17 protein-coding genes are annotated in these 24,023 nt (G+C 72.3%); 10 read left to right on the forward strand and 7 right to left on the reverse strand.

Going from position 1 to position 24,023, the window contains the following annotated elements; translation table 11 throughout:
* Positions 1–68 precede the first annotated feature (68 nt).
* The 4 genes from lpdA to pilH all read left to right on the forward strand — a co-directional run bounded on the left by lpdA (position 69) and on the right by pilH (position 3,906).
* The gene (gene lpdA / locus LUTJ29_RS0105995) at positions 69–1,511 is read left to right on the forward strand and encodes a dihydrolipoyl dehydrogenase (RefSeq protein ID WP_027071741.1); all 1,443 of its coding nucleotides are present in this window, start codon (positions 69–71) and stop codon (positions 1,509–1,511) included.
* A gap of 101 nt (positions 1,512–1,612) precedes the next feature.
* Positions 1,613–2,206 carry a TIGR00730 family Rossman fold protein gene (locus tag LUTJ29_RS0106000; RefSeq protein WP_027071742.1) on the forward strand — a complete coding sequence of 198 codons (594 nt, stop codon included), beginning with the start codon at positions 1,613–1,615 and terminating at the stop codon, positions 2,204–2,206.
* Between the two features lie 243 nt (positions 2,207–2,449).
* Positions 2,450–3,445, forward strand: coding sequence for a YhdH/YhfP family quinone oxidoreductase (locus LUTJ29_RS0106005; protein WP_027071743.1), 996 nt, complete (start codon positions 2,450–2,452; stop codon positions 3,443–3,445).
* Between the two features lie 62 nt (positions 3,446–3,507).
* Complete coding sequence (gene pilH, locus LUTJ29_RS16385) at positions 3,508–3,906, forward strand: twitching motility response regulator PilH (protein WP_043740595.1); 399 nt, start codon at positions 3,508–3,510, stop codon at positions 3,904–3,906.
* Positions 3,907–3,921: 15 nt separating this feature from the next.
* On the opposite strand, the gene LUTJ29_RS0106015 is transcribed toward pilH, so the two are convergent.
* Entirely contained in the window at positions 3,922–4,824 is a 903-nt protein-coding gene (locus LUTJ29_RS0106015; protein WP_027071744.1) for a DnaJ C-terminal domain-containing protein, read from the reverse strand.
* 68 nt (positions 4,825–4,892) lie between these two features.
* Positions 4,893–5,351 (reverse strand): Hsp20/alpha crystallin family protein, encoded by a 459-nt coding sequence (locus LUTJ29_RS0106020; protein WP_027071745.1) that lies wholly within the window; start codon positions 5,349–5,351, stop codon positions 4,893–4,895.
* Positions 5,352–5,869: 518 nt separating this feature from the next.
* On the opposite strand from LUTJ29_RS0106020, the gene LUTJ29_RS0106025 reads away from it, so the two are divergent.
* Complete coding sequence (locus tag LUTJ29_RS0106025; protein ID WP_027071746.1) at positions 5,870–6,352, forward strand: peroxiredoxin; 483 nt, start codon at positions 5,870–5,872, stop codon at positions 6,350–6,352.
* A gap of 47 nt (positions 6,353–6,399) precedes the next feature.
* Here the strand turns inward: LUTJ29_RS0106025 and pbpC are convergent, their stop codons facing one another.
* The 3 genes from pbpC to gyrA all read right to left on the reverse strand — a co-directional run bounded on the left by pbpC (position 6,400) and on the right by gyrA (position 16,685).
* Positions 6,400–8,799, reverse strand: coding sequence for a penicillin-binding protein 1C (pbpC, locus tag LUTJ29_RS16390; protein WP_051322756.1), 2,400 nt, complete (start codon positions 8,797–8,799; stop codon positions 6,400–6,402).
* 86 nt (positions 8,800–8,885) lie between these two features.
* Positions 8,886–13,838: an alpha-2-macroglobulin gene (locus LUTJ29_RS0106035; RefSeq protein WP_051322757.1), complete on the reverse strand. Its 4,953-nt coding sequence runs from the start codon at positions 13,836–13,838 to the stop codon at positions 8,886–8,888.
* A gap of 246 nt (positions 13,839–14,084) precedes the next feature.
* On the reverse strand, positions 14,085–16,685 hold the full coding sequence (gene gyrA, locus LUTJ29_RS0106040) for a DNA gyrase subunit A (RefSeq protein WP_027071748.1): 2,601 nt from the start codon (positions 16,683–16,685) through the stop codon (positions 14,085–14,087).
* A 296-nt stretch (positions 16,686–16,981) separates the two neighbouring features.
* Between gyrA and LUTJ29_RS0106045 the strand changes: the two genes are divergently transcribed.
* Genes LUTJ29_RS0106045 through LUTJ29_RS16400 form a run of 5 tightly spaced genes read left to right on the forward strand, consistent with a single transcriptional unit; the run spans position 16,982 to position 21,897 of the window.
* Positions 16,982–17,374, forward strand: coding sequence for a GntR family transcriptional regulator (locus LUTJ29_RS0106045; RefSeq protein ID WP_043740599.1), 393 nt, complete (start codon positions 16,982–16,984; stop codon positions 17,372–17,374).
* Complete coding sequence (locus tag LUTJ29_RS0106050) at positions 17,371–18,261, forward strand: ABC transporter ATP-binding protein (protein WP_027071750.1); 891 nt, start codon at positions 17,371–17,373, stop codon at positions 18,259–18,261. The genes LUTJ29_RS0106045 and LUTJ29_RS0106050 overlap by 4 nt, the downstream gene beginning before the upstream one ends.
* Positions 18,258–18,926, forward strand: coding sequence for an ABC transporter permease (locus LUTJ29_RS0106055; protein WP_027071751.1), 669 nt, complete (start codon positions 18,258–18,260; stop codon positions 18,924–18,926). Before LUTJ29_RS0106050 ends, LUTJ29_RS0106055 begins: the two co-directional genes overlap by 4 nt.
* A gap of 11 nt (positions 18,927–18,937) precedes the next feature.
* Entirely contained in the window at positions 18,938–21,109 is a 2,172-nt protein-coding gene (locus tag LUTJ29_RS19150) for an acyltransferase family protein (protein WP_084524703.1), read from the forward strand.
* The gene (locus LUTJ29_RS16400; RefSeq protein ID WP_051322758.1) at positions 21,106–21,897 is read left to right on the forward strand and encodes an ABC transporter permease; all 792 of its coding nucleotides are present in this window, start codon (positions 21,106–21,108) and stop codon (positions 21,895–21,897) included. Before LUTJ29_RS19150 ends, LUTJ29_RS16400 begins: the two co-directional genes overlap by 4 nt.
* Before the next feature lie 28 nt (positions 21,898–21,925).
* Here the strand turns inward: LUTJ29_RS16400 and mtnA are convergent, their stop codons facing one another.
* Entirely contained in the window at positions 21,926–22,993 is a 1,068-nt protein-coding gene (gene mtnA, locus LUTJ29_RS0106075; RefSeq protein WP_027071752.1) for an S-methyl-5-thioribose-1-phosphate isomerase, read from the reverse strand.
* 43 nt (positions 22,994–23,036) lie between these two features.
* Complete coding sequence (gene epmA, locus LUTJ29_RS0106080) at positions 23,037–23,999, reverse strand: EF-P lysine aminoacylase EpmA (RefSeq protein WP_027071753.1); 963 nt, start codon at positions 23,997–23,999, stop codon at positions 23,037–23,039.
* Positions 24,000–24,023 lie beyond the last annotated feature (24 nt).

Here is a 24,023-nt window from a genome sequence, read left to right on the forward strand (position 1 = left end):
CCGCGGCGGGCGTCGCGGCCGCCCCACCGGCCGCGGACCGGCCGCCCCGAACAAGCAGAGCGAATGAAATGAGCGAACAGCAGCAATTCGACGTCGTCGTCATCGGCGCCGGCCCCGCCGGCTACCACGCCGCCATCCGCGCCGCGCAGCTGGGCATGAAGGTCGCCTGCATCGACGCCGCGCTCGGCAAGGACGGCAAGCCGGCCCTCGGCGGCACCTGCCTGCGGGTGGGCTGCATCCCGTCGAAGGCGCTGCTGGACTCCTCGCACCAGTTCCACAACCTGGTGCATTCGTTCGAGCAGCACGGCATCAGCGCCAGCAACCCGAAGATCGACGTGCCGACGATGATCGCCCGCAAGGACGGCATCGTGAAGCAGTTCACCGGCGGCATCGCGACCCTGTTCAAGGCCAACAAGGTCACCGCCTTCCACGGCTTCGCCACCCTGCACCCGGGGCGCGTGGTCAAGGTGAAGCAGCACGACGGCTCCGTGGTGGACCTGGCCGCCACCAACGTGATCATCGCCGCGGGTTCGGACTCGATCGAGCTGCCGTTCGCGAAGTTCGACGGCGAGTACATCGTCGACAACGTCGGCGCGCTGGACTTCACCGAGGTGCCGAAGCGCCTGGCGGTGATCGGCGCCGGCGTGATCGGCCTGGAGCTGGGCAGCGTCTGGCGCAGGCTGGGCGCCGAGGTCACCATTCTCGAGGCGCTGCCGGAGTTCCTGCCGGCCGCCGACGCCGAGGTCGCCAAGCTGGCCGCGCGCGAGTTCAGGAAGCAGGGCCTGGACATCCAGCTCGGCGCCAAGGTCAGCAAGGCCGAGGTCACCGGCAAGGGCAAGAAGAAGGAAGTCACCCTCGCCTACGCCGGCAAGGACGGCGAGCAGACCCTGGCCGTCGACCGGCTGCTGGTGGCGGTGGGCCGCCGCGCCGCGACGAAGGGCCTGCTGGCGGAGGGTACCGGGGTCAAGCTCAACGAACGGGGCCAGATCGAGGTCGACGAGCACTGCCACACCGGCGTGGACGGCGTGTGGGCGATCGGCGACTGCGTGCGCGGGCCGATGCTGGCGCACAAGGGCTTCGAGGAAGGCATCGCCGTGGCCGAGCTGATCGCGGGCCTGCCGGGCCACGTCAACCTCGAGACCATCCCCTACGTGATCTATACCTCGCCGGAGATCGCCTGGGTCGGCAAGACCGAGCAGCAGCTCAAGGCCGAGGGCATCCCGTACAAGTCCGGCAGCTTCCCGTTCGCCGCGGTCGGGCGCGCCGTGGCCATGGCCGAGCCGACCGGCTTCGTGAAGGTGCTGGCGCACGCCGAGACCGACCGGGTGCTGGGCATGCACCTGGTCGGCGCCAACGTGTCGGAGCTGGTGCACGAGGGCGTGCTGGCCATGGAGTTCAAGGGTTCGGCCGACGACCTGGCCCGCATCTGCCACGCCCACCCCAGCCTGTCGGAGGCCGTGCACGACGCCGCCATGGCGGTGGACAAGCGCGCGATCCACAAGGCCAACTGAGGCCGCCTGTCCCACCGGCCCGCCCGGCGGGTCGCCCCTGGACGCCGGGCCCCGCCCGGCGTCCGCGTTTCCGGACCATCCTGCCCACGAACGATCCCGCCATGCGAAGCATCTGCGTCTACTGCGGCTCCAACACCGGCAACCGGCCGGCCTACACCGAACGCGCCATGGCCCTGGGCGACCGCATCGCCCGCGAAGGGCTGCAGCTGGTCTACGGCGGCGGCAACGTCGGCCTGATGGGCGTGGTGGCCGACGCGGTGCTGCAGGCGGGCGGCGACGTGGTGGGGGTGATCCCCGAGCAGCTGGTCAACTGGGAGGTCGCGCACAAGGGCGTGACCCGGCTCGAGGTCGTGGCCAACATGCACGAGCGAAAGAAGCGCATGTTCGACCTGTCCGACGCCTTCGTCGCCCTGCCCGGCGGCTTCGGCACCCTCGACGAGATGTTCGAGATGCTGACCTGGCGCCAGCTCGGCATCGGCGACAAGCCCTGCGCGTTCCTCGACGTCGACGGCTTCTACGGCCCGCTGCTGGCGATGATCGATCGCATGGTCGAGGAGCGGTTCCTGCATCCCGACCAGCGCGCCGACCTGTGGCACGGCGACGATATCGACGCCATGTTCCGCTGGATTCGGGAGTACGAACCGGCGAGTGCGACGAAGTGGCTCGACGAGAAGCGTCGCAGGGAGTTGCGGTAAGACCCCCACGCGTGGCGACGCGTTCGCCCGCGAGGCGCCCCGGGAATCGTCTGGCGCGGCTCGACGAGAAGCGTCGCAGGGAGTTGCGGTAAGACCCCCACGCGTGGCGACGCGTTCGCCCGCGAGGCGCCCCGGGAATCGTCTGGCGCTTCATGCCGGCCGCGACCCTGCCCGTGCCACTGCCCGAGGGCTGTGTGACAATCCGGCGGTCGCCACATCCGGCAACCGGGACATGGAGGGGCAATGGCAATCCCAGGAAGCTTCAACGCCTTCCGCATCCACAACGACGCCGCCGGCTACCGCAGCGGCCTCGAGCGCCTGACGCTCGACGACCTCTCGCCCGGCGAGATCGTGGTCAAGGTCGCCTTCTCCTCGGTCAACTTCAAGGACGCGCTCGCCGGCACCGGCAAGGGGCGGATCCTGCGCGAGTTCCCGCTGGTCGGTGGCATCGACCTGGCCGGCCACGTGGTGTCTTCCGCCGACCCCCGCTTCCGCGAGGGCGACGAGGTGCTCGTGACCGGCAGCGGCCTGAGCGAGACCCGCGACGGCGGCTATTCGGAGTACGCACGCATCGAGGCCAAGTGGGCGATCGCCCTGCCGATCGGCCTGTCGCTGCGCGAGAGCATGATTCTCGGCACCGCGGGCTTCACCGCCGCGCTCGCGCTGCTGCGGATGGAGGAGAACCGGCAGGCGCCCGCGCTCGGCCCGCTCGCGGTCACGGGGGCGACCGGCGGGGTCGGTTCGCTGGCCATCGACATCTTCAGCCGCGCCGGCTACACCGTGCACGCGGTCACCGGCAAGGCGGAACAGGCCGGCTACCTGCAGTCGCTGGGCGCGGCCGAAGTGCTGGGCCGCGACGCGCTGGCGACCACCCGGCCGCTGGAATCGGTGCGCTTCGGCGGCGGGCTCGACAACGTCGGCGGACCCATGCTGGCGAGCCTGCTCGCGCAGACGCGCCCCTACGGCAACGTCGCCAGCGCCGGCCTGGCAGCCAGCCCCGAACTCGCGACCACGGTGATGCCGCACATCATCCGCGGCGTGTCGCTGCTCGGCGTCGCCTCGGCCGGCACCGCGCGCGACATCCGCGAGGAGGTCTGGCGCCGCCTGGCGTCCGACTGGAAGCCACGCCACCTCGATCGCATCTGCACCCGCGAAACCACGCTCGAAGGCCTGCCCGAAGTGTTCGACGCGATGCTGGCGGGCGGCTCGCTCGGCCGGACCCTGGTCACATTCCCCTAGCCGGACCGGTTGGCAAGCACGCCCCGGCCGCTACAATCCGGGGACCGGAAGGGGAACACGACATGGCGCGCATCCTCATCGTCGACGATTCACCCTCGCAGCTGATGGGCATCCGCCGCATCGTGGAGAAGCTCGGGCACGAGGCAGTCACCGCCGAGGACGGCGAGGCCGGCGTGCGCGCGGCGAAGGAGCACCTGCCCGACCTGATCCTGATGGACGTGGTGATGCCGAACCTCAACGGTTTCCAGGCCACGCGCACGATCAAGCGCGACCCCGCGACCGGCCACATCCCCGTCATCCTGGTCACCACCAAGGACCAGGACACCGACCGGATCTGGGGCCTGCGCCAGGGCGCGCAGGGCTACCTGACCAAGCCCTTCAGCGAGGCCGAGCTCACCGAGGCGATCGTCTCCACGATCGGCCAGGGCAGCGCCCCGGAGCCCACGCCCGAAGCGGGCTGACCCCGGCGCCGCCGCTCAGGCGCGGCGCCATTCGCCGAAACTGTCGCGCAGCCTCGCGTATGCCTCGCGCTGGCGTTCGTCGCGCGGGACCGGCGCCTGGACCTCCAGTTCGACCAGCTGGTCGCCGGCCGGCGCACCGCCGCTGCCGGGCAGGCCACGCCCGCGCAGGCGCAGCTTGCGGCCGGCTTCGGACCCCGGCGGGATCTTGACCTCGACCCGCCCGCCCAAGGTCGGCACGCTCACGGTCGCACCCAGCGCCGCCTCCCAGGGGGCCACCGGCAGGGTATGGATGATGTTGCGTCCGTCCACCTCGAACTGGGGATGGGCGGCGTACTCGATCTCCAGCAGCAGGTCGCCGCCATGCGCACCCTGGCCGGCCAGGCGGATCACCTGTCCGGGCCGGATGCCGCGCGGCACGCGCACGTCGAACGCACGCCCGTCGACCGAGATCCGCACGCTGTCACCGTGGTAGACGTTCTCCAGGGAGACCGCCAGCCGCGCCCGGGTGTCGGCCCTGCCCTGCGGGCGTGCGCCCGGCCGGGGCCCCGTGGCCCCGTTCCCGGCGGCGCGCCTGAACAGGCTTTCGAAGAAATCGCTGAAACCGCCCCCGGCGCCGCCCCCGGCGAACACCTCCTCGAAGTCGAAGCCGCCAACGCCGCCGCCGCCGAATCCGGCGGGCGGGACCTCGTCGCCGGGGCGGTAGCCGCGGGCGCGCAGCTGGTCGTAGGCCCGGCGCCGGGCCGGGTCGCGCAGCGCCTCGTAGGCCTCGTTGACGGCCTTGAAGCGCTCCTCGGCCCCCGGCTCCTTGCTCACGTCCGGGTGGTACTTGCGCGCGAGGCGGCGGTAGGCGGACTTGATCTCCGCCTCGCCGGCATTGGGCTCCACGCCCAGCACGCTGTAGTAGTCCTTGAACTGCATGCTCGCTCCACGACGACGGCCCGCGTCAGGCGGGCCGTCGCGAGTTTACCGGTGGAGGCGTCCCGCGGTCAGTGCGCGGTCTGCACCCCGACCTGGATCCGGCGCGGCGTACTCTCCGGCCGCTTCGGGATCACGATCTCCAGCACGCCGTTGCGGCCCGTGGCGACGATGCCGTCCGGATCGGCGCTGTCGGGCAGCGCGAAGCGGCGGTGGAACATGCCGTAGTGGCGCTCCACGCGCGAGAAGTGCTCGGTCTCGGTCTTCGACTCGCTCTTGCGCTCGCCCTTGATCGAGAGGATGCCCTTGTCCATCTGCACCTCGATGTCCTGCGGGTCGATACCCGGCAGGTCGGCATAGAGCACGAAGCGCTCGGCCTCCTCCTTGATGTCCACGCGCGGCACCCACTGCGAGGTGACCACCGCGGAGGCGTCGGAATCGTTCTCGCCGAAGAAGCGGTCGAACATCTGGCGGATCTCGTCGTGAAGAGCGAGCTCGGTCGGACGCTGGTTGTAACGAACGATGCTCATGTCTGGCTCCTGTCTGTCAGGTACGCGGCCCCCGGCCGCCGATGCCCCTCATCTATGGACGCGAGTGCGGTTTTCAAGGGGTTTGCGGCTGGTTCCGGCGCATCGGACAAGGCTTTTCCGCATGCGCCGTGGGGTCGGCACGCCTTGCCGGCGGTGCCGCCGCCGCACCGGACGGGGCGCGGCGGAACGGATCGCAGTTGCATGTGATGCGCGAGGCGCGGACGAGTTCCGTTGTCCGCGCCCCAGTCGCCGCCTCCGTCGTGGCGCGGGGCCGCAGCGGACGCGCGGTGGCGGCGCGGGCCGGACGGCGCCGCTGGCGCCCGGACGGGCCGCGGCCGGTCGGCGTGTCCGGCGGCGGGGCGTGGCGGCCGGATCCATCCAGCGGACCCGGAACGCGACGGCGCAGGCGATCTTCCGTGGCGGCGGAAACCGCCGGTGCGCGTGCAGGACCCGGCCGGAGCGCGCCTGCGCGCGGCCGTGCGAGGATAGGCCGGCGATCCAACCCCGCGAGGCTCCCCATGACCATCCAGATCGGCGACCGCATCCCCGAAGTGGTGCTCAAGTACATCGACGATGGCGTGCAGGCCATCGATACGCCCACCCTGTTCGAAGGCAGCAAGGTCGTGCTGTTCGCCGTGCCGGGCGCCTTCACCCCCACCTGTTCCGAGCGGCACCTGCCGGGCTTCATCAAGCACTTCGACCGCTTCCGCGAGCTCGGCGTCGAGGTCGCCTGCATGGCGGTGAACGATCCGTTCGTGATGCAGGCCTGGGGCGAGAGCCTGGGCGTGCCCAGGGGCCTGAAGCTGCTGTCGGACGGCAATGCCGACCTCACCCGCGCGCTGGGCCTGGAGATGGACGCCAGCGGTTACGGCATGGGCATCCGCTGCAAGCGATTCGCCCTCTACGCCGAGAACGGGGTGGTCAAGCACCTGTTCGTCGAGGCCCCGGGGGAGTTCAAGGTCTCCAGCGCCGAGCACGTGCTGGAAACGCTGCAGGGCTGAACGCGCGCCGGTCCCGGCGTCGCCGGCCTCAGCGGGCGTCGCCGGCCTCAGCGGGCGTCGTCGCCCTCGCCTGCCGCCGCGCCGGTGGCGTCGGGCGCCAGCACCCGGAAGCCCACGCTGGCCCACGCCCCGGTGTCCGCCAGTGCCGTGAGCCGGTGCGCGCCGGCAGCGTCGAACTCGTGCACGAACGCGTTGGCGCCGCGCGTGGTCGCGATCCTGCGCCCGTCCAGCAGCCACTGCACCGGCGCGTCGGTGCCGACCGCGCGCAGCGACACCCGGATCCCGCGCGTGCTGCCCGGGGGATGCGCCAGCACCGCGCCTTCGGACAGGCCTTCGATGCGCAGCGTCGCCACCGCCCCGCGTCCGTCGTCGGCGCAGTCGGGCGACAGCGGCGGCAGGCTCGAGGCCCGGCGCACCGCGGACGGCAGCCACGGCGAGGCGAGCGCCGGCCAGCGCGCCACCATCGCCGGACGCGTCACGTGCGGCCCGGCGCAGTCGGCGGACAGGCGCAGCCCGGTGGCCGCATCGACCTCGAACCGCTCGATTCCTGCGCTCCAGGCGCGCGCCTCGCGCTCGGCCAGGGTCGGCGGCACCACCCCGTCGAGCACCCAGGCCTCGAAGCGGCGCTGGCACAGTTCCGGCGGCTGCGACTCGATGGCGGTCCCGAGCGGCCAGCACACCTCGCGCTGTTCGACCGATGGCGGCGGCGGCACCGGCGCGGCGTCGCCGCGCTCGCGCGGCAGGCTGTCGACCACTTCGAACAGCAGCGGCAGCGCGGTCAGCGCGCCGTACTGGCCCGGCAGCGGCGTGCCATCGGGGCGCCCGACCCACACCCCGACCGTGTAGCGGCGCGTACCGCCCAGCGCCCAGGCGTCGCGGAAGCCGTAGCTGGTCCCGGTCTTCCATGCCACCCGCGGTCGCCGCGCCACGTCGAACATGCCTTCGCGCTCGCCCGGCCGGGGATTGGATTCGAGGATCTCGCGCACGATCCAGGCCGCGCCCGGCGACATCAGGCGGCGTTGCACCAGCGGGTCCTCCGGCGTGTAGCGCACCCGTCCGGCCAGGCCGTCCCGATGCAGGGCGGCGTGGGCGCCGACGAGGTCCTCCAGCCGCGCGCCGGTGCCGCCCAGGATCAGCGCGAGGTTGGGCGAAGCGCCGCGGGGGAAGCGCAGCTCGATCCCCGCGTGCGCCAGGCGCGCGGCGAAGCGCGCCGGTCCGACCCGGTCGAGCAGGTCCACCGCGGGCACGTTGAGCGAGCGCTGCAGCGCCGTCGCCGCCGTCACCGGTCCGTTGAACACCGCGTCGAAGTTGCCGGGCCGGTAGCCGCCGAACGACTGCGGCGCATCGACCAGCAGGCTGTGCGAATGGATCAGCCCGTCGTCCAGGGCCATGCCGTACACGAACGGCTTGAGCGTGGAGCCGGGCGAGCGCCAGGCGCGGACCATGTCGACGTGGCCCAGGCGCGAGCGGTCGGTGAGGTCGAGCGAACCGACGTAGGCACGCGCCTGCATTGTCCGGTTGTCGACGACCAGCAGCGCAGCCGAAGTCCGCTCCGGCAGCCCGGAGAAGTACGCCTCCACCCGCGCCTCGAGCGCCCGCTGCAGGCCGGCGTCGAGGGTGGTCACGATGCGCTCTTCGCGTGGCCGCGCCGCGCGCAGGCGCTGGGCCAGCAGCGGGGCCGACATCGGCGGGCGCAGGCGGCGGGCGACCACGGCCTCGACCTTGGCCTCCCGCACCTGTTGCGGCGTCCACACGCCCAGCGCGGCCATGCGGTCGAGCACCTTGTCGCGCGCGGCCCGCGCCGCTTCGGGATGGCGGTCCGGCCGCAACCTGCTCGGTGCCTGCGGGAGGACCGCGAGCAGCGCGGCCTCGGCGTGCGACAGGCGCGCCGCCGGCTTGCCCAGGTAGGCCCAGCTCGCGGCCTCGACGCCCTCGATCGTGCCACCGAAGGGCGCGCGTTCCAGGTACAGCGCCAGGATCTCGTCCTTCGACAGGCGTGCCTCGAGCTGCAATGCGCGCAGCACCTGCGCCAGCTTGCCCGGCAGGCTGCGCGTCGCACCCGGGCGACGGTCGAGGATCCGCGCCACCTGCATGGTCAGCGTCGAACCGCCGGAGACGATGCCGCCGCCGCGCGCCCACTGCCAGCCGGCCCGCAGCAGCGCGTACGGATTCACGCCGGGGTGGCGGTCGAACCAGCGGTCCTCGTAGGCCAGCAACGCCTGGACGTAGAGCGGCGACACGCCCTCGCGCGTGGCGGGCAGGCGCCACACGCCTTCCGCATCGGCGAACGCGCGCAGCGGCGTGCCGTCGGCGGCGACCACCATCGTGCTGGTGTCGCGCGCGCCCGGAAGACGCGGCGGGAACGCCAGGTCCAGCGCGAGCAGTCCCGACAGCAGCACGACCGTGCCCCAGCGCAGCCAGGGCAAGACCCGCTTCAGGCGACGCACGCCACGTCCCTCCCGCCGGGCGAATGCGCAGCGGAGTCAGCCCGCCGGCCGATACGCCCGCTCCGCATCCAGGGCCTGCCGCCAGGTCACGGCTGCACCACCGTGATCGAGGACGGCACGGCGCGGCCCACGCCGCGCACGTCGGGCCGGTACATGTCCTCGACCATCGGCGGCGGCACCGCGTAGCTGCCCGGCGTCACCGCCCGCACGAGGTAGAACACGCGCGCGGTGCGGCCGGCGTCGAGCTCCAGCGCGGCCACGTAGCGGTCGTCGCGGAATTCCTCGTGGCGCACCTTGGCGGCCTCGGACCGTTCGCCGAGGTTGACGCCCGCCACCACCACGTCGGCCCACTGCTTCGCGTCGCCGAGGTTGAAGTTCTCGATCTCCAGGCCCGCCGGCAGCAGGTCGGTGAGCAGCGCGTCGCGCACCGGCACGTCGGAGGTGATCGACACCGCCACGATCAGCGCGTCGCCCTCCCTCAGCGGCGCCGGCGTCCACGGCTTGCCGCCGGTGGTGTAGAAGCTGCGCTCGACCTTGATCGTGCTGGCGTCGGGCGGCGGAGGCGAGGCCGGCACGCCGGCCACGTCGATGCTGACGAACAGCGGCGGGCGCGCGCCCGCATCGCCGCCGTCCGCGGCCGCGATCGACGGCTCGAAACGCACGCCACGGGCCAGCGCCGCCGCGTCGTAGCTGCGCGCCACGATCCGTGCCGGCGGCACCTCCTGCGCGGTGCCGCCCTCGGCCAGGGTGCCACCGACGCGGTGGCCGGGCGATGCCGCGAGTGCCCGCCCCAGCCGCGCCAGCGCGATCTGCTCCTGGGTACTCAGGTACAGCCCCCCGCCGGCCGTGCGCCGCGCGTCCAGGGTGCGGCCCACCTCGACCGCACGCGCGGTGTGCTCGGGCTTCGCCATCCCGCGCTCGTGCACCAGGGCGACCATCAGCGCCTGGTCGCGCAACCTGCTGCCATAGTCCCACAGGTAGCCGGGGCGGTCGCCCTTGAACGCGAACGCCTCGGCGATCGCCTTGCCGCCACGCTCGCCGTCGCCCTGCAGCGACAGCGCCAGGCCCAGGTGCAGCAGCGGCATCGGCCCCAGCGCGTGCTTGCGGTCGTTGTCGTACAGCGCGCGCAGGGTGCCCAGCGGCGCACGGTTCACCCGCGCCAGCGCGTAACCCGCATGCGCCTGGTAGGCCAGGCGCAGGTGCGAGCGGTGGTCGCGACCGTAGAACTGCTCGCCACCGGCGAGCAGGTCCTCGCCCAGCCGCTCGAGCGCCTTCTGCAGCAGGCCTTCGGGCACGTTGAAGCCCCCCTCGCGCGCATCGAGCAGGAACTCGACGACGTAGGGGGTGAGCAACGGGTTCACGTAACTGCCGTCGCCCCACATCGAGAAGTGGCCATTGGCCTGCTGCATCGAGGCCAGGCGGCCGAGCGCGCCCTCCACGTACTGGCGCCGGCGCTGGAGGTCGACGTCGCGGATGCCGAGCATCGCCACCGTGGCCTCGTCGAGTTGCAGCGCGGCGTAGCCCTTGCTGGTGGTCTGCTCGGCGCAGCCGTAGGGATAGTCGAGTGCCCCCCGGATCGCGCTGGCGAACGGGATCGGCGGCAGGGCGCTGGCACTGAACCGCGCGGCCACCGAACCCGGCAGCAGGCCCTGCGCGAGCGACGCATCCAGCACCACCGGCGCAGCGCCGTCGAGCACGCGCGTACGCGAGCGCAGGATCGCCGGCCAGGCCGCCCGCACGGGCAGGTCGTAACGGCGGTCCACCTTGACCCCGCTGCCGTCCACGCGCACCCGCACCTGGGCCACCGTGTGGCCATTGCCGGCGGTGACCGGGAAGTTGAGCGTCGTGCGTCCGTCCGCGGCCAGCGCCACCTGGCGCGTGCCGTCGGCAACCGACAGCGGGCCGATGCCCTCCACCCGCACGTCGAAGCGTCCGTCGCGGCCGCTGTAGTTGGCCAGGTCGAGGGTGACCGTGCCGCGGTCGCCCGGGGCCAGCACCCGCGGCATGCTCGCCTCGGCCACCAGCGGCGCACGCACCAGGGTCTCGGTCTCGCGGCTGCCGTAGCTGTCGGCCGAGTACACCAGCGCCGACACCCGCAGCGTGCCGTTGAAGTCGGGCACGTCCAGGCGCACCCGCGCATTGCCCTGCGCATCGAGCCGGACCGGGCCGGAGAACAGGTCCACGGTCTGCACCCGGGCGGTCGGCCGCCGCGCCTGCGGCAGCGCGGCCAGGGCCATGTCGCCGCCGAAGCGCAGGCGCGCGGTGCCGCCCTCGTAGCTTTCGATCACGCGCCCGTACACGTCCCACGCGTCCACGCCGAGCCGGCGCTGGGCGAAGAAGTGGCGGCGCGCGTCCGGCACCGGGTAGCGGGTGATGTTGAGGATGCCCACGTCGACGGCCGAAACCGTCGCCCAGGCCTCCTTGCCGGCCAGCTGCGGCGCGCTCAGCACCACCTGCAGCGGGCCTTCCGGGGCGATGCGTCCGGGCGCGCGCAGGCCGACCGCCACGCGGCGGTCGCGTCGGTCCATCGGCACGTGGGCCATGCCCACCGCGCGCGCGGGCGTGACCTTGCTCGCGGCGCTGCCGCCGCGGAACACCAGCGCGGTGACGTAGACGTCGTGGCGTTCCCAGTCCGCGGTCACCGGGATCTCGAACGACCTGCCGGCGCGCGCCTCGATCTCCTGCACGTACAGCAACCGGTCGCTCTCGACCAGCAGCAGGCCCTTGCCCGGATGCGGCGGCGTCACCGTCACCTTGAGCGTGTCGCCGGCGCGGTAGCCGCTGCGGTCGAGCGAGAGCTTGACCTTGTCCGGGCGCGCGTCGAGGCCGCGGTTCCCGTCGCCCCAGCTCCAGCCGGCGCGGAAGGGATAGCGGGTGACCAGCTTCGTCTCCGGGTCGAGCACGTCGAGCCGGTACTCGCCCCACTCCACGGGGAATGTGAGCCGGGTGGCGGTGTCGCCGACGTCGACGGTGCGGGACTCGACGTTTTCGTAGCGGCTGCTGAACTCGTACTCCCAGCCGTTATCGCCGTGGCGCCAGTGGTAGTCGCGGTGCTCGCGCACCAGGGTCACCTGCAGCCCCCTCGCCGGCCGCGGATTGCCGTCCGCGTCCACGCGCAGCAGTTCGAACCCGGGGCTGCTGTTGGCGTCGGCGCCGTCGCGGTCGTCGAACTGCGGGCGCACGCCGACGAGCGCGTCGGCCGGCCACAGCACCCGCTTCAGGCTGCGGCTGACGCTGCGCCCGCCGCTCTCGAACAGGCTGGCGCCGACCACGGCGGAGACCGGCGTGTCGCCCTTCACCTCTTCGGGCAGCGCGATGTCCTGCTCCAGCCGGCCGGCATCGTCGAGCCTGGCCTCGACCACGTCCTTCGCCTCGCGCGGCAGGGCTACGGTGGGATCGCCAAAGAACCACCCGGGCATGTCCTCGAGCGGATGCTGCTCGACGGCCACCGTCAGGCGCGCTGTGATGCGGTTGCCGGCTGCGGGCGCGCCATACAGGTAGGCGCCGGTCGCCTGCAGCTTGAGCGGCTGGCCCGGGCGCAGGGTCTTCGGCGCCGCGTCCAGCTCCAGCTTCATGCGCTCGGGCAGGAACTCCTCGATCCGCAGGGCCATGCCCTGCACCGCCTCGCGGCTGGCCGGATCGGTGCGGAACTCCACCTGCCAGCGGCCCGTGGGCGCATCCACCGGCACCTCGCGCTCGAAGCTGTAGTACCCCAGCGCGCCCGGCTCGAGCCGGGTCTCGAAGAACGGCTTGCCGTCGGGCTGCTTGAGCCGCACGAACAGCGGCTGCGCCTTGCCCTCCCTGGCCGCCACCGGGCGCCCGTCGTGGTCGCGCAGCAGGGCCGAGACGCGCACGGTCTCGCCGGGGCGGTAGAGGTCGCGGCCCGACCAGGCGAACACGTCGAACCAGGCCTGTTCGCGGCCGGACACGGCGAACTCCGACAGGTCCAGCGCGGGCTGGTTGAACGGCAGCATCGAGACGTCGTTGCCGCGGCTGGCGACCAGCACGTCGCCTGCGTCCAGGGTGTAATCGATCAGGGCATTGCCGTTGGCGTCGGTGGTGGCGCGGTAGATCGCCTCGCCGCGGCGGTCGAGCACCTGCAGCGCCACCCCGCCGATCGCGCCACCGTCGCGCAGCGAGGCGGTGTGCACGAACATCCGCTCGCGGTAGGCGCGCGCGTGCAGGCCGATGTCGCTGACGGTGAAGAACGCGGTCTCGAACTGGTCCTGGAACGAACCGGCGCGCTTCATCACCGCGAAGTACAGGCCCGGCTGCTGCAGCTCGGCGATGTCCTGCACCGGCAGGTAGGTCAGCACGCGCTCGTTGCGCTCGCCGCCGAGCACGAAGCGGTTGACGTACACCGGCTCGGCGAGTCGCGACAGCGGCGACTTCCCGCCCCAGTCGGCCTCCAGCTCCCAGCTGCCGCGGCGGCCGCCGCGCTGGTAGTCGGCGAAGAACTTTGGCAGCGAGGAGTCCCGGACCCGCAGGAACTCGACGTCGACCTCGTCCACGTTCACCGAGACTACCGGCAGGCCGCGCGATTCGCGCGCTGGCAGCACGCTGCCCTGGGAGGCGAATCCGACCACCGGCTCCAGCTCGCCGGTGTAGACCTTCTCCTCGACGTCCTTGCCCAGTCGCGTGCCGTCGGCCGCGACCAGGTCGCCCGAGATGCGCACGGTGTAGTGGCTGTCCGCCTTCACGTGCGGGTAGCGCAGCACCTTGCCGTCGTCGGAGAGCGCCCAGCCGCTGGGTTCGGCGACGGGCTCGGCGAAGGTCAGCAGGCGGTCGAAGTCCTGGGTGCCGACCAGCGGCTGCGAGAACTCGAGTGCGATCGCCAGCGTGCCGTCGGCCTGGTCGGGCCAGGCGCGCACCAGGCCGAAGCCGTCGACCGTCTCGCGCTCGGCCCGGATCGCCTCGCCGCTGACCTCGGGCAACTGCCCGGTGCGGTTGCGCTCGCAGCCGGCCAGCGCCAGCAGCAGCAGCCCGAGCACCAGCAGGCACCGGCCGGCATGTCTCCGCAACCGCCGTCCACGCAGCATCCGCCCCATGACTCCTCCTCGCGTCCAGGCACCCAGTATAGGCGCGGCCACGGGGCTTCGACCGCCGCGCGGGATGGCCCCAGGACGGCCCATCGGGCGCGTGCCATGCCGTGGCGGTCGCGGATCACGCCGGTCGTTCCCATCGTGCCGTCGCCCGCGCCGATCGCCACCCGGCTCGCGAAGGCCGGACGGCAGGAGGCCCGCCAATGGCGGGCCTCCCCTGTTCCCCGTCGCGCGCGGAAGGCGTCAGGCGCCTGGCTGCAGCCCCGCGTCCGTCCGTGCGTCGGTCGCCGCCTCGGGCGATGCCTCGGCGTCGCCCTCGAACGAGGCGTCTACGCGTTCGATCGCCTGCAGCGATTCACCCTCGCCCAGCCGCATCAGGGTCACGCCCTGGGTGTTGCGGCCGACCTGGGAGATCTCGGCGGCGCGGGTGCGCACCAGGGTGCCGCCGTCGGAGATCAGCAGCACCTCGTGCTGTTCCGACAGCTGGATCGCGCCGACCAGCCTGCCGTTGCGGGCGGTGGTCTGCAGCGCGATCACGCCCTGGGTGCCACGGCCCTTCTTCGGGTACTCGGCCAGCGGGGTGCGCTTGCCGTAGCCGCGTTCGCTGGCGGTGAGGATGTCGCCGTCGCCGTCGATCACCACCAGGCTGCGCACTTCTTCGCCCTCGGCCAGGCGGATGCCGCGCACGCCGGTGGCGGTGCGGCCCATCGGGCGTACCGAGGCCTCGTCGAAGCGCACCGCCTTGCCGTTGCTGGCGAACAGCATGATGTCGCGGCTGCCGTCGGTGAGCTCGACGTCCACCAGGGCGTCGCCGTCCTCGAGGTTGATCGCGATCTTGCCGCGCGCCAGGCGGTAGGCGAACTCGGTCAGCGGGGTCTTCTTCACCGTGCCCTTGCGGGTGGCGAAGAACACGTAGCGGTCCTCGGCGTACTCGCGCACCGGCACCACGGCCTGCACCTTCTCGCCCTCCTCCAGCGCGATCCAGTTGACGATCGGACGGCCGCGCGCGTTCGGGCCGGCCTCGGGCAGCTGGTGCACCGGCAACCAGAACACGCGGCCGGCGCTGGTGAAGGTCAGCAGGGTGTCGTGGGTGTTCACCAGCCACAGCTGGTCGATGAAATCCTCGTCCTTGGTGGTCGCGGCGTTGCGGCCGCGGCCGCCGCGGCGCTGGGCGCGGTAGGACGTCACCGGCTGGCGCTTGGCGTAGCCGGCGTGCGAGAGCGTGACCACCACGTCCTCGGGCGCGATCAGGTCGAGGATGTCGAGGTCTTCCTCGCTGGCGCGGATCTCGCTGCGGCGCGCGTCGCCGAACTCTTCCTTGACGTTGCGCAGCTCGGTGCGGATCACCTCCAGCAGCACGTCCGGATCCTCGAGGATCTCGATCAGGCCGCGGATGGTCTCGAGCAGCTGGCGGTACTCCTCGGTCAGCTTCTCCTGCTCCAGGCCGGTCAGGCGGTGCAGGCGCATCTCCAGGATCTGCTGGGCCTGGGTCTCGGTGAGCTGGTAGCCGTCGGCCAGCAGGCCCACGCCCGGCGGCAGGTCCTCCGGCCGCGAGGCCTCGGCCCCGGCCGCGCCGAGCAGCGCACCGACCAGGCCCGGCTGCCACAGCCGGCCGAGCATGCGCTCCCTGGCGACCTGCGGGTTCTCCGAGGTCTTGATCAGCTCGATCATCTCGTCGATGTTGGCGAGCGCGACGGTCAGACCTTCCAGCACGTGGGCGCGGGCGCGCGCCTTGCGCAGCTCGAAGATCGTCCTGCGCGTGACCACCTCGCGGCGGTGGCGGACGAAGGCCTCGAGGATCTGCTTGAGGTCGAGCAGCTGCGGGCGGCCATCGACCAGCGCGACCATGTTGATGCCGAACACCGACTCGAGCTGGGTCTGCGCGTAGAGGTTGTTGAGCACGACCTCGGCCGACTCGCCGCGCTTGATCTCGATGTAGATGCGCATGCCGTCCTTGTCGGACTCGTCGCGCAGCTCCGAGATGCCCTCGATCTTCTTTTCCTTGACCAGCTCGGCGATCTTCTCGATCAGCCGCGCCTTGTTCACCTGGTAGGGGATCTCGGTGACTATGATCGACTCGCGGCCGTTGTCGGCCACCTCGATGTCGCACTTCGCCCGGATCCGCACCCGGCCGCGGCCGGTGCGGTAGGCCAGGTGGATGCCGCCGACGCCGTTGATGATGCCGCCGGTGGGGAAGTCGGGGCCGGGGACGTGCTCCATCAGGCCGTCGACGTCGATCTCCGGGTTGTCGATCAGCGCGATCAGCGCGTCCACCACCTCGCCCAGGTTATGCGGCGGGATGTTGGTGGCCATGCCGACCGCGATGCCGGCCGAGCCGTTGACCAGCAGGTTCGGGAACCGGGTCGGCATCACCGACGGTTCCAGCTCCTTCTCGTCGTAGTTGGGCACGAAGTCGACGGTTTCCTTGTCGATGTCGGCCATCAGCTCGTGGGTGATGCGCGCCATGCGCGCCTCGGTGTAGCGCATGGCCGCGGCCGAGTCGCCGTCGATCGAGCCGAAGTTGCCCTGCCCGTCCACCAGCAGGTAGCGCAGCGAGAACGGCTGCGCCATCCGCACCAGGGTGTCGTACACCGACTGGTCGCCGTGCGGGTGGTACTTGCCGATGACGTCGCCGACGATGCGCGCCGACTTGTAGTACGGCTTGTTGCTGTGCGCGCCCAGCTCGTTCATCGCGTGCAGCACGCGCCGGTGCACCGGCTTGAGGCCGTCCCGGACGTCCGGCAGCGCGCGGCCCACGATCACGCTCATGGCGTAATCGAGGTAGCTGCGCCGCATTTCGTCTTCGAGGTTGACCGGGATGATTTCCTGGGCGAGATCGGTCATCGAGTTGCTAGCGTCCTGTATGTGCCGTGCTTCCCCGAGGCCGCCGGCAGCCGCCCGGAAAAACGTGACGGCGGGCCCGTTCGGCCGCGCCGGAATCAACCGTGGAATGGTACCACGCGCGGCACCGATTGGCCAGTAATTTCCAGCGGAAAAACAAGTACTTGCGCACCCGGAGGGTGGCCACTGGCCGGTCCGCCGACGGCTTGCCGCGGCCGCCTGGGAATTGGCTCCTGCGACATGCCGGTGATCGGCGCTTGTCCGGCACGGGGCTACTGTGCATACACTATATGCACAGTATGAACACCGACCTCCACATCTCGCAGGCCGATGCGCGGCCCATGTATCTCCAGATCGTGGACCAGATCCGCGCGCGCATCGCCTCGGGCGAGTGGCCGGCCGGGCAGGAACTGCCTTCGATCCGGGCGCTGGCGGCGGCGATCCGGGTCAGCGTGATCACGGTCAAGCGCGCCTACCTCGACCTCGAGTCGGAGGGGGTGATCGTCACCCGGCAGGGCAAGGGCTCGTTCGTGGCCGACAGCGGCCGCGGCAGCGCCGCCAGCGCCCGGCTGCAGCAGGTGCTCGACGGACACCTGCGCGAAGCGGCCTCGATCGCGCGCCAGCTCGGCATGGACGACGAGGAACTCGAAGCACGACTGCGCAGCGCGCTGCGCACCGGGAGCACGCCATGAGCACCACCGCCCACCTGCGCATGCGGGGCGTCAGCAAGGCCTACCGCTTCTTCCAGCTGCAGGGGATCTCCTTCGACCTGGAGCCCGGTGAGGTGCTGGGCCTGGTCGGCCCCAACGGCGCCGGCAAGAGCACCACGATCCGCATGGCCATGGGCATGCTGGCCCCGGACGCGGGCGAGATCCGCGTCCTCGGCCACGCCATGCCCTCGGCGCAGGCCGAGGCCAAGCGCGACGTCGGCTACGTCTCGGCCGACTTGCGCCTGGTGCCGAACGCGACCCTGGGCTGGCACATGGCCTTCGTGTCGTCGGTCTACCCGGGCTGGGATCCCGATTACGCCGCCACCCTGCTGCGCCGCTTCAACCTGCATCCGCAGCAGACCGCCCGGACCCTCTCCCACGGCGAACAGGTCAAGGCCGCGATGCTGCTGGCGCTGGCGCGGCGGCCGCGCCTGCTGCTGCTCGACGAGCCGGGCAACGGCCTCGATCCGGTCGCGCGCCAGGAGCTGCTCACCGAGTTCATGGACGTGCTGCGCGACGACAGCCGCTCGATCCTGTTCTCCTCGCACAACACCGCCGACGTCGAGCGCATCTCCGACCGCATCGCCTTCATGGACCGCGGCCGGCTGCTGGAATGCAGCGACAGGGAAGCGTTCCTGGAGCGCTGGCGCCGCATCGATGTGCAGCTGGAGCCCGGCGCCGCCCTGCCCCCGCTGCCGCACATCGTGGCCGAGTCCGGCGAGGGCCGCTTCCGCACCCTCACCACCAACCGCTTCGACGAGGCGCAGCTCGCGCTGCTGGGCGGCGCCGTGCGCGGCGTCCAGCGCATGAGCCTGGAGGAGATCTTCGTCGCCAACGTCATGCACCACCGCGAGGGGCGCGCCCCATGAACGGCATCACCACCCGGCTCATCGCCAAGGAGCTCCACGTCCACCGCTGGACGATGCTGGCGACCGCCGCCGCGGCCATGTTCTCGGCGCTGGCCTGCGCGGCGGGCGGAGCCGCCTTCAACGTCGGCTCCATCGCCTGGCTGACCGCGGTGATCGCCGGCGGCGCGATGCTGGCGATCTACGGCGTGGCCAACGAGCGCAAGGAGCGGTCGCTGCAGTTCCTGCTCGCCCTTCCGGTCTCGATCCCGCAGTACGTGCTGGCCAAGACCCTGGGCCTGTTGCTGTGCTTCGCCCTGCCCTGGCTCGCCGCCTCGGTCTCGGCGGTGGTGGCGGTGCTGGCCTCGCCGGCGATCCCCGACGGCCTGCTGCCGTTCGTGGTGGCGATGTGCGGCTTCCTGCTCGCCAACTTCGCCGTCGTGCTCTGCGCCGGGCTGCATGCGCGCTCGGAAGGCGCGATGACCGCCGCGATCATCGTCACCAACATGTCGGTGAGCCTGTTCATGTTCGGCGTCGGCGCCCTGCCCGGCATCCGCAACCACCTCGGGGCGGAGGCGCCGGTGTGGAACGGCACCGTGGCCGGCGTGGTGCTGGTCGAACTCCTCGTCTTCGCCATCGCCCTCCTGCTCCCGCAACTCACCGTCGCGCGCCGTCGCGACTTCCTCTGAAGGACACCGCCATGTCCCACCACGACCACCAGCGCCTGCATGCGCTGGACGCCGTCCGCGGCTTCGCGCTCCTGCTCGGCGTCGCCTTCCACGCCGCCCTGTCGTTCATGCCCGGCTGGCCGCCGGGGCTGTGGGCGATGCAGGACAACTCGCCCAGCGCGTTCCTCGGCGGCGCCGCCTTCGTCTCCCATGCGTTCCGGATGACCCTGTTCTTCTTCATCGCCGGCTACTTCGCGCGCCTGCTGCACGGCAGGCTCGGCACGGCCGGGTTCTGGAAGAACCGCGCCCTGCGGATCGGCGTGCCGCTGGTGGCCGGCTGGGTGGTGCTGTTCCCGCTGATCTCGGCGGTCTGGCTCGCGGGCCTTACCAAGGTGTTCGGGGGCGCGCTGCCGGAGATGCCCGGGATGCCGAAGGTGGCCGGGGCGTTCCCGCTGACCCATCTCTGGTTCCTGTACCAGCTGCTGCAGTTCTACGCGCTGGCCCTGCTGCTGGCGGGACTGGTCGCGCGACTGGACCGCGGCCAGGCGCTGCGCGGCCTGGCCGACCGGGCGGTCGCGTCCGTGCTGCGCCTGCCCGTCGTCGCGGTGGTGGTGCTGGCCCTGCCCGTCGCCTGTGCGCTGCTGCCGCTGCCGAACTGGTTCTACTGGACCGGGATTCCCACGCCCGACCAGACCCTCATTCCCCAGGTGGCGCCGCTGGTCGGCTACGGCACCGCCTTCGCGACGGGCTGGCTGGTGCACCGTTCGGCTGGCGCACTCCCGGCGCTGGCGCGCCACTGGCTGCCCAACCTGCTGGCCGGCGCGCTGGCCGCGGCCTGGATGCTCGCGGGCATGCGCACCACGCCGATGGCACCCGACGGCGTCCCCGCCGAGCCGCTGGTCCTGTTCGACGGCGCGGTGCTGACCAAGTCCGGCTTCGCCCTGATGCACGGCATCGCGGCCTGGGGCCTGGCGCTGGGCCTGACCGGCGCCGCCCTGCGCTGGCTCGACGGCTACAGCCCGGTGCGCCGCTACGTCGCCGACGCCTCGTACTGGATCTACCTCGCGCACCTGCCCGTGGTGGCCGCGCTGCAGGTCTGGGTGGGCCACTGGCCGCTGCACTGGAGCCTGAAGTATCCCTTCGTCCTGGTCGCCAGCCTGGCCGTGCTGTTCGCCAGCTACCACTGGCTGGTGCGGCCGACGCTGATCGGCCAGCTGCTCAACGGCCGGCGCGTGCGCCGCTGCAAGGGCGACTCGCCGCGGCCGGAGCCGCCGTCGCCGGCGCCGCACCCCACGCGCTCGAGCGCGACGCGCGACGGAGCCTCGCCCGTGGCCTCCCTGCAGGGCATCACCCGCAGCTTCGGCGGCGTGGTCGCGCTGGACCGCGTGGAGCTGCAGCTGCGCCACGGCGAGCTGCTGGCCCTGCTCGGCCCGAACGGCGCCGGCAAGACCACCGCGATCTCGCTGTGGCTCGGCCTGCTCGAACCCGATGCCGGCAGGGTCGAACTGCTCGGCGGCCCACCGCAGGAGACCGCGCGCCGCCAGGGCCTGGGGGCGATGATGCAGGACGTGGAACTGCCCAGGGAGCTGACCCCGCGCGAACTGGTGCGGCTGGCCTCGAGCTACTACGCCGACCCGCTCGACCTCGACGAATGCCTGCGCCGCGCCGGCGCCACCGCGTTCGCCGACCGTGCCTACGGCAAGCTGTCCGGCGGCCAGAAGCGGCTGGCGCAGTTCGCGGTCGCCATCTGCGGCCAGCCGCGGGTGCTGTTCCTCGACGAACCCTCGGTCGGCCTCGACGTGCAGGCGCGCGAAGCGCTGTGGGCCAGCATCCGCGGCCTGCTCGCGACCGGCTGCTCGATCGTGCTGACCACGCACTACCTCGAGGAAGCCGAGGCGCTGGCCGACCGCGTGGCGGTGATCGCGAAGGGGCGGCTCGTCGCTTCGGGCAGCGTCGACGAGATGCGCGCCCTGGTCGCGCGCCGCCAGGTCAGCTGCGAGACCCGGCTGGACGAGGCCGAGGTCGCCGCCTGGCCCGGCGTGCAGGAGGTGCGCCGGGAGCGAAACCGCCTGCACCTGACCGCCATCGATGCCGAGCGCGTGGTGCGCCGGTTGCTGGACCAGGATCCGGCCCTGTCCCGGCTGGAGGTGCGCGAGGCCGGACTCAACGAAGCCTTCAACACCCTCACGAAGGAGGCCGCATGAACATCGCGCTCCAGGCCCATCAGCTGCCCGCCCCCTCCCCGCGCCGTCTGCTGCGCGCCTACGCCGAGGAGATCCGCTGCGAGGCGCTGCGCATGCTGCGCAATCCCGGCCTCGCCGTCCCCGTGCTGCTGATGCCGGTGGCGCTGTACGCCCTGATCGCCCTGGTGGTCGCCGGCGAGGCCCCGGCGGAGGACCCGACGGTCGGCGTGTTCCTGTTCGCCGCCTTCTCGGTGATGGCCACCAGCATGCCGGGCCTGTTCGGCATCGGTGCCTCGCTGGCGATGGAACGCGAGATGGGCCTGCTGCGGCTCAAGCGCGCGCAGCCCGCGCCCGCCGGCGCCTGGCTGGTGGCCAAGATCGCCTGCGGGCTCGGCTTCGGCGTGCTGGCCTACGTGCCGGTCCTGGTCGTGGCCCTGCTCGCCGGACGGCTCGACCTCGACGCCTCCCGCATCGTCGCGCTGAGCCTGGTGCTGGTCGCGTCCGCGATCCCGTTCTGCGCCATGGGCCTGATGATCGGCACCCTGTTCCGGGGCAGCGCGGCGCCGGGCTACGCCAACCTCGTCTACCTGCCGGGCTGCTACCTGTCGGGCATGTTCTTCCCGCTGCCCGGGTCGCTGCACTGGCAGGTGCCGGTGTGGCCGCAGTTCCACGTCATCCAGCTCGCCATGCATGCCGCGGGCGTGGGGACGTTCCAGTTCGAGCCGCTGGCGATGGCGATCGCGTCCGCGATCGGCTTCACCATGCTGTTCAGCGCGGTCGCGATCTGGCGGCTGGCGCGCAAGGGTTGAATGCGACCGGCCGGCGGCCGCCGCGCGATCAGCCGAAGAGCGCGCGCATCGCGTCGGGGTCGGGATGCTCGACGATGCCCTTCTCGGTCACGATCGCATCGATCAGCGAAGCCGGGGTCACGTCGAACACCGGGTTCCACGCCGGCACGCCCTCGGCCACCGTGCGCTGCCCGCCGATGCCGTAGAGCTCGGCCGGGTCGCGCTCCTCGATCTCGATCAGGTCGCCCGTCGCGGTCTCCATGTCCACGGTCGAGGACGGCGCCACGACCATGAACTTCGCGCCGTGGTGGCGCGCGGCGATCGCCAGCTGGTAGGTGCCGATCTTGTTGGCGGTATCGCCGTTGGCGCAGATGCGGTCGGCGCCGACGATCACCCACTGCACCGCGCCGGTCTTCATCAGGTGGGCGGCGGCCGAGTCGGCGATCAGCGTGGCGGGAATGCCGTCCTGCAGCAGTTCCCAGGCGGTCAGGCGCGCACCCTGCTGCCAGGGACGGGTCTCGCCGGCATAGACCTTCGCGATGCGGCCTTCGGCGACGCCGGCGCGGATCACGCCCAGGGCGGTGCCGAAGCCAGCGGTCGCGAGCGAACCGGTGTTGCAGTGGGTGAGCACGCCGCTACCGGGCGCGATCAGCGACGCGCCGAGCGTGCCCATGGCGCGATTGGCGGCCAGGTCCTCGGTCTCGATCGCGCGCGCCTCGGCCTCGAGCGCCGCGCGCCAGCCCATGCCCTCGCCGGCCTGCGCGCGCACCAGCGCGGCGCGCATCCGCGCCAGCGCCCAGGCCAGGTTCACCGCGGTCGGGCGCGCGGCGTTGAGCCGCTGCATGGCCGGCTCGAGCAGGCGCGCCGCTCCGGTCGCGTCGGCCGCCTCGACCTCGCGCGCGGCCAGGACCACGCCCCAGGCCGCGGAAACGCCGATCGCCGGCGCGCCGCGCACGGCCAGCGACCGGATCGCCTCGGCCACGGCGTCGCTGCTGCGGCACTCGAGGTACTCGACCACGAATGGCAGCCGCCGCTGATCGAGCAGCTCCAGCGCCTCCCCGGTCCAGCGGATCGGGCGGATGCGGTCGTAGCGGGCGTAGTCGATGGCGTCGGTCATGGCGGGATTCTACCGGGACGCCGTCCTGCGACCGCCCACGGGGTCAGGCGCGGGCGAAGTCGAATGCCAGCACGTCGGCGATGCGCGGCGTGTCGAGCATGGCCATCAGCAGCCGGTCGATGCCCAGCGCCACTCCGGCGCAGGACGGAAGCCCCGCGGCCATGGCCCCCAGCAGCCCCTCATCGAGCGGCGGGGCGGCGTCGCCGCGCGCCTGGCGCACATCGACATCGCGCAGGAAGCGGCGCCGCTGCTCGCCGGCGTCGGTCAGCTCGTGGTAGCCGTTGGCCAGCTCCAGCGCGCCCAGGTACAGCTCGAAGCGCTCGGCCACGTCCACCCCGCCCCGCCGCACCACGCGCGCAAGCGCGCACTGCGAGGCCGGATAGTCGTGCAGCACCAGCAGCTGGTTGGGCGGGAACCGCGGCTGGATGCGATGGGTCATCAACAGGTCCAGCCAGTCGTCGCGGGTCAGTCCCTCGGGATCGATGACGATGCCGTCGGCGGCCGCGCGCAGCTCGTCGATCCCGGCGGTCATCGGATCGACCCCGAGCATGTCCCGGTACAGCTCGCGGAACGTGGTCCGGGCGACCGATGCCTCGCGCCCGACCAGCGACAGCGCCGCCTGCACCAGTTCCACGGTCTCGTCCGCCAGCCGCAGGTGGTCCCAGCCGACCCGGTACCACTCGAGCATGGTGAACTCGGGGTTGTGGCGGCCGCCCGCCTCGCCGTCGCGGAACACGCGGCCCAGCTCGAAGCAGTCGCCGATGCCGGCGGCCAGCAGCCGCTTCATCGGGAACTCGGCCGACGTGCGCAGCCAGCGCGTGCGCGGCGCGCCGTCGGTGCGGCCGGAGAACTCCAGCGCGAATGAGGCGATGTTCGGATCGGTGTTGCCGGCGCGCGACATCATCGGCGTTTCCACCTCGAGCACGTCGCGGGCGAAGAAGAACTCCCGCACCAGGCGGTTCACCCAGGCGCGCAGGCGCAGCGCGTCGCGCGTGCCCGAGGGCATCCATGCCTGTCCGGCGGCGGCGAC

This window comes from Luteimonas sp. J29, assembly GCF_000472505.1.
Classification (GTDB): Bacteria; Pseudomonadota; Gammaproteobacteria; order Xanthomonadales; family Xanthomonadaceae; genus Luteimonas.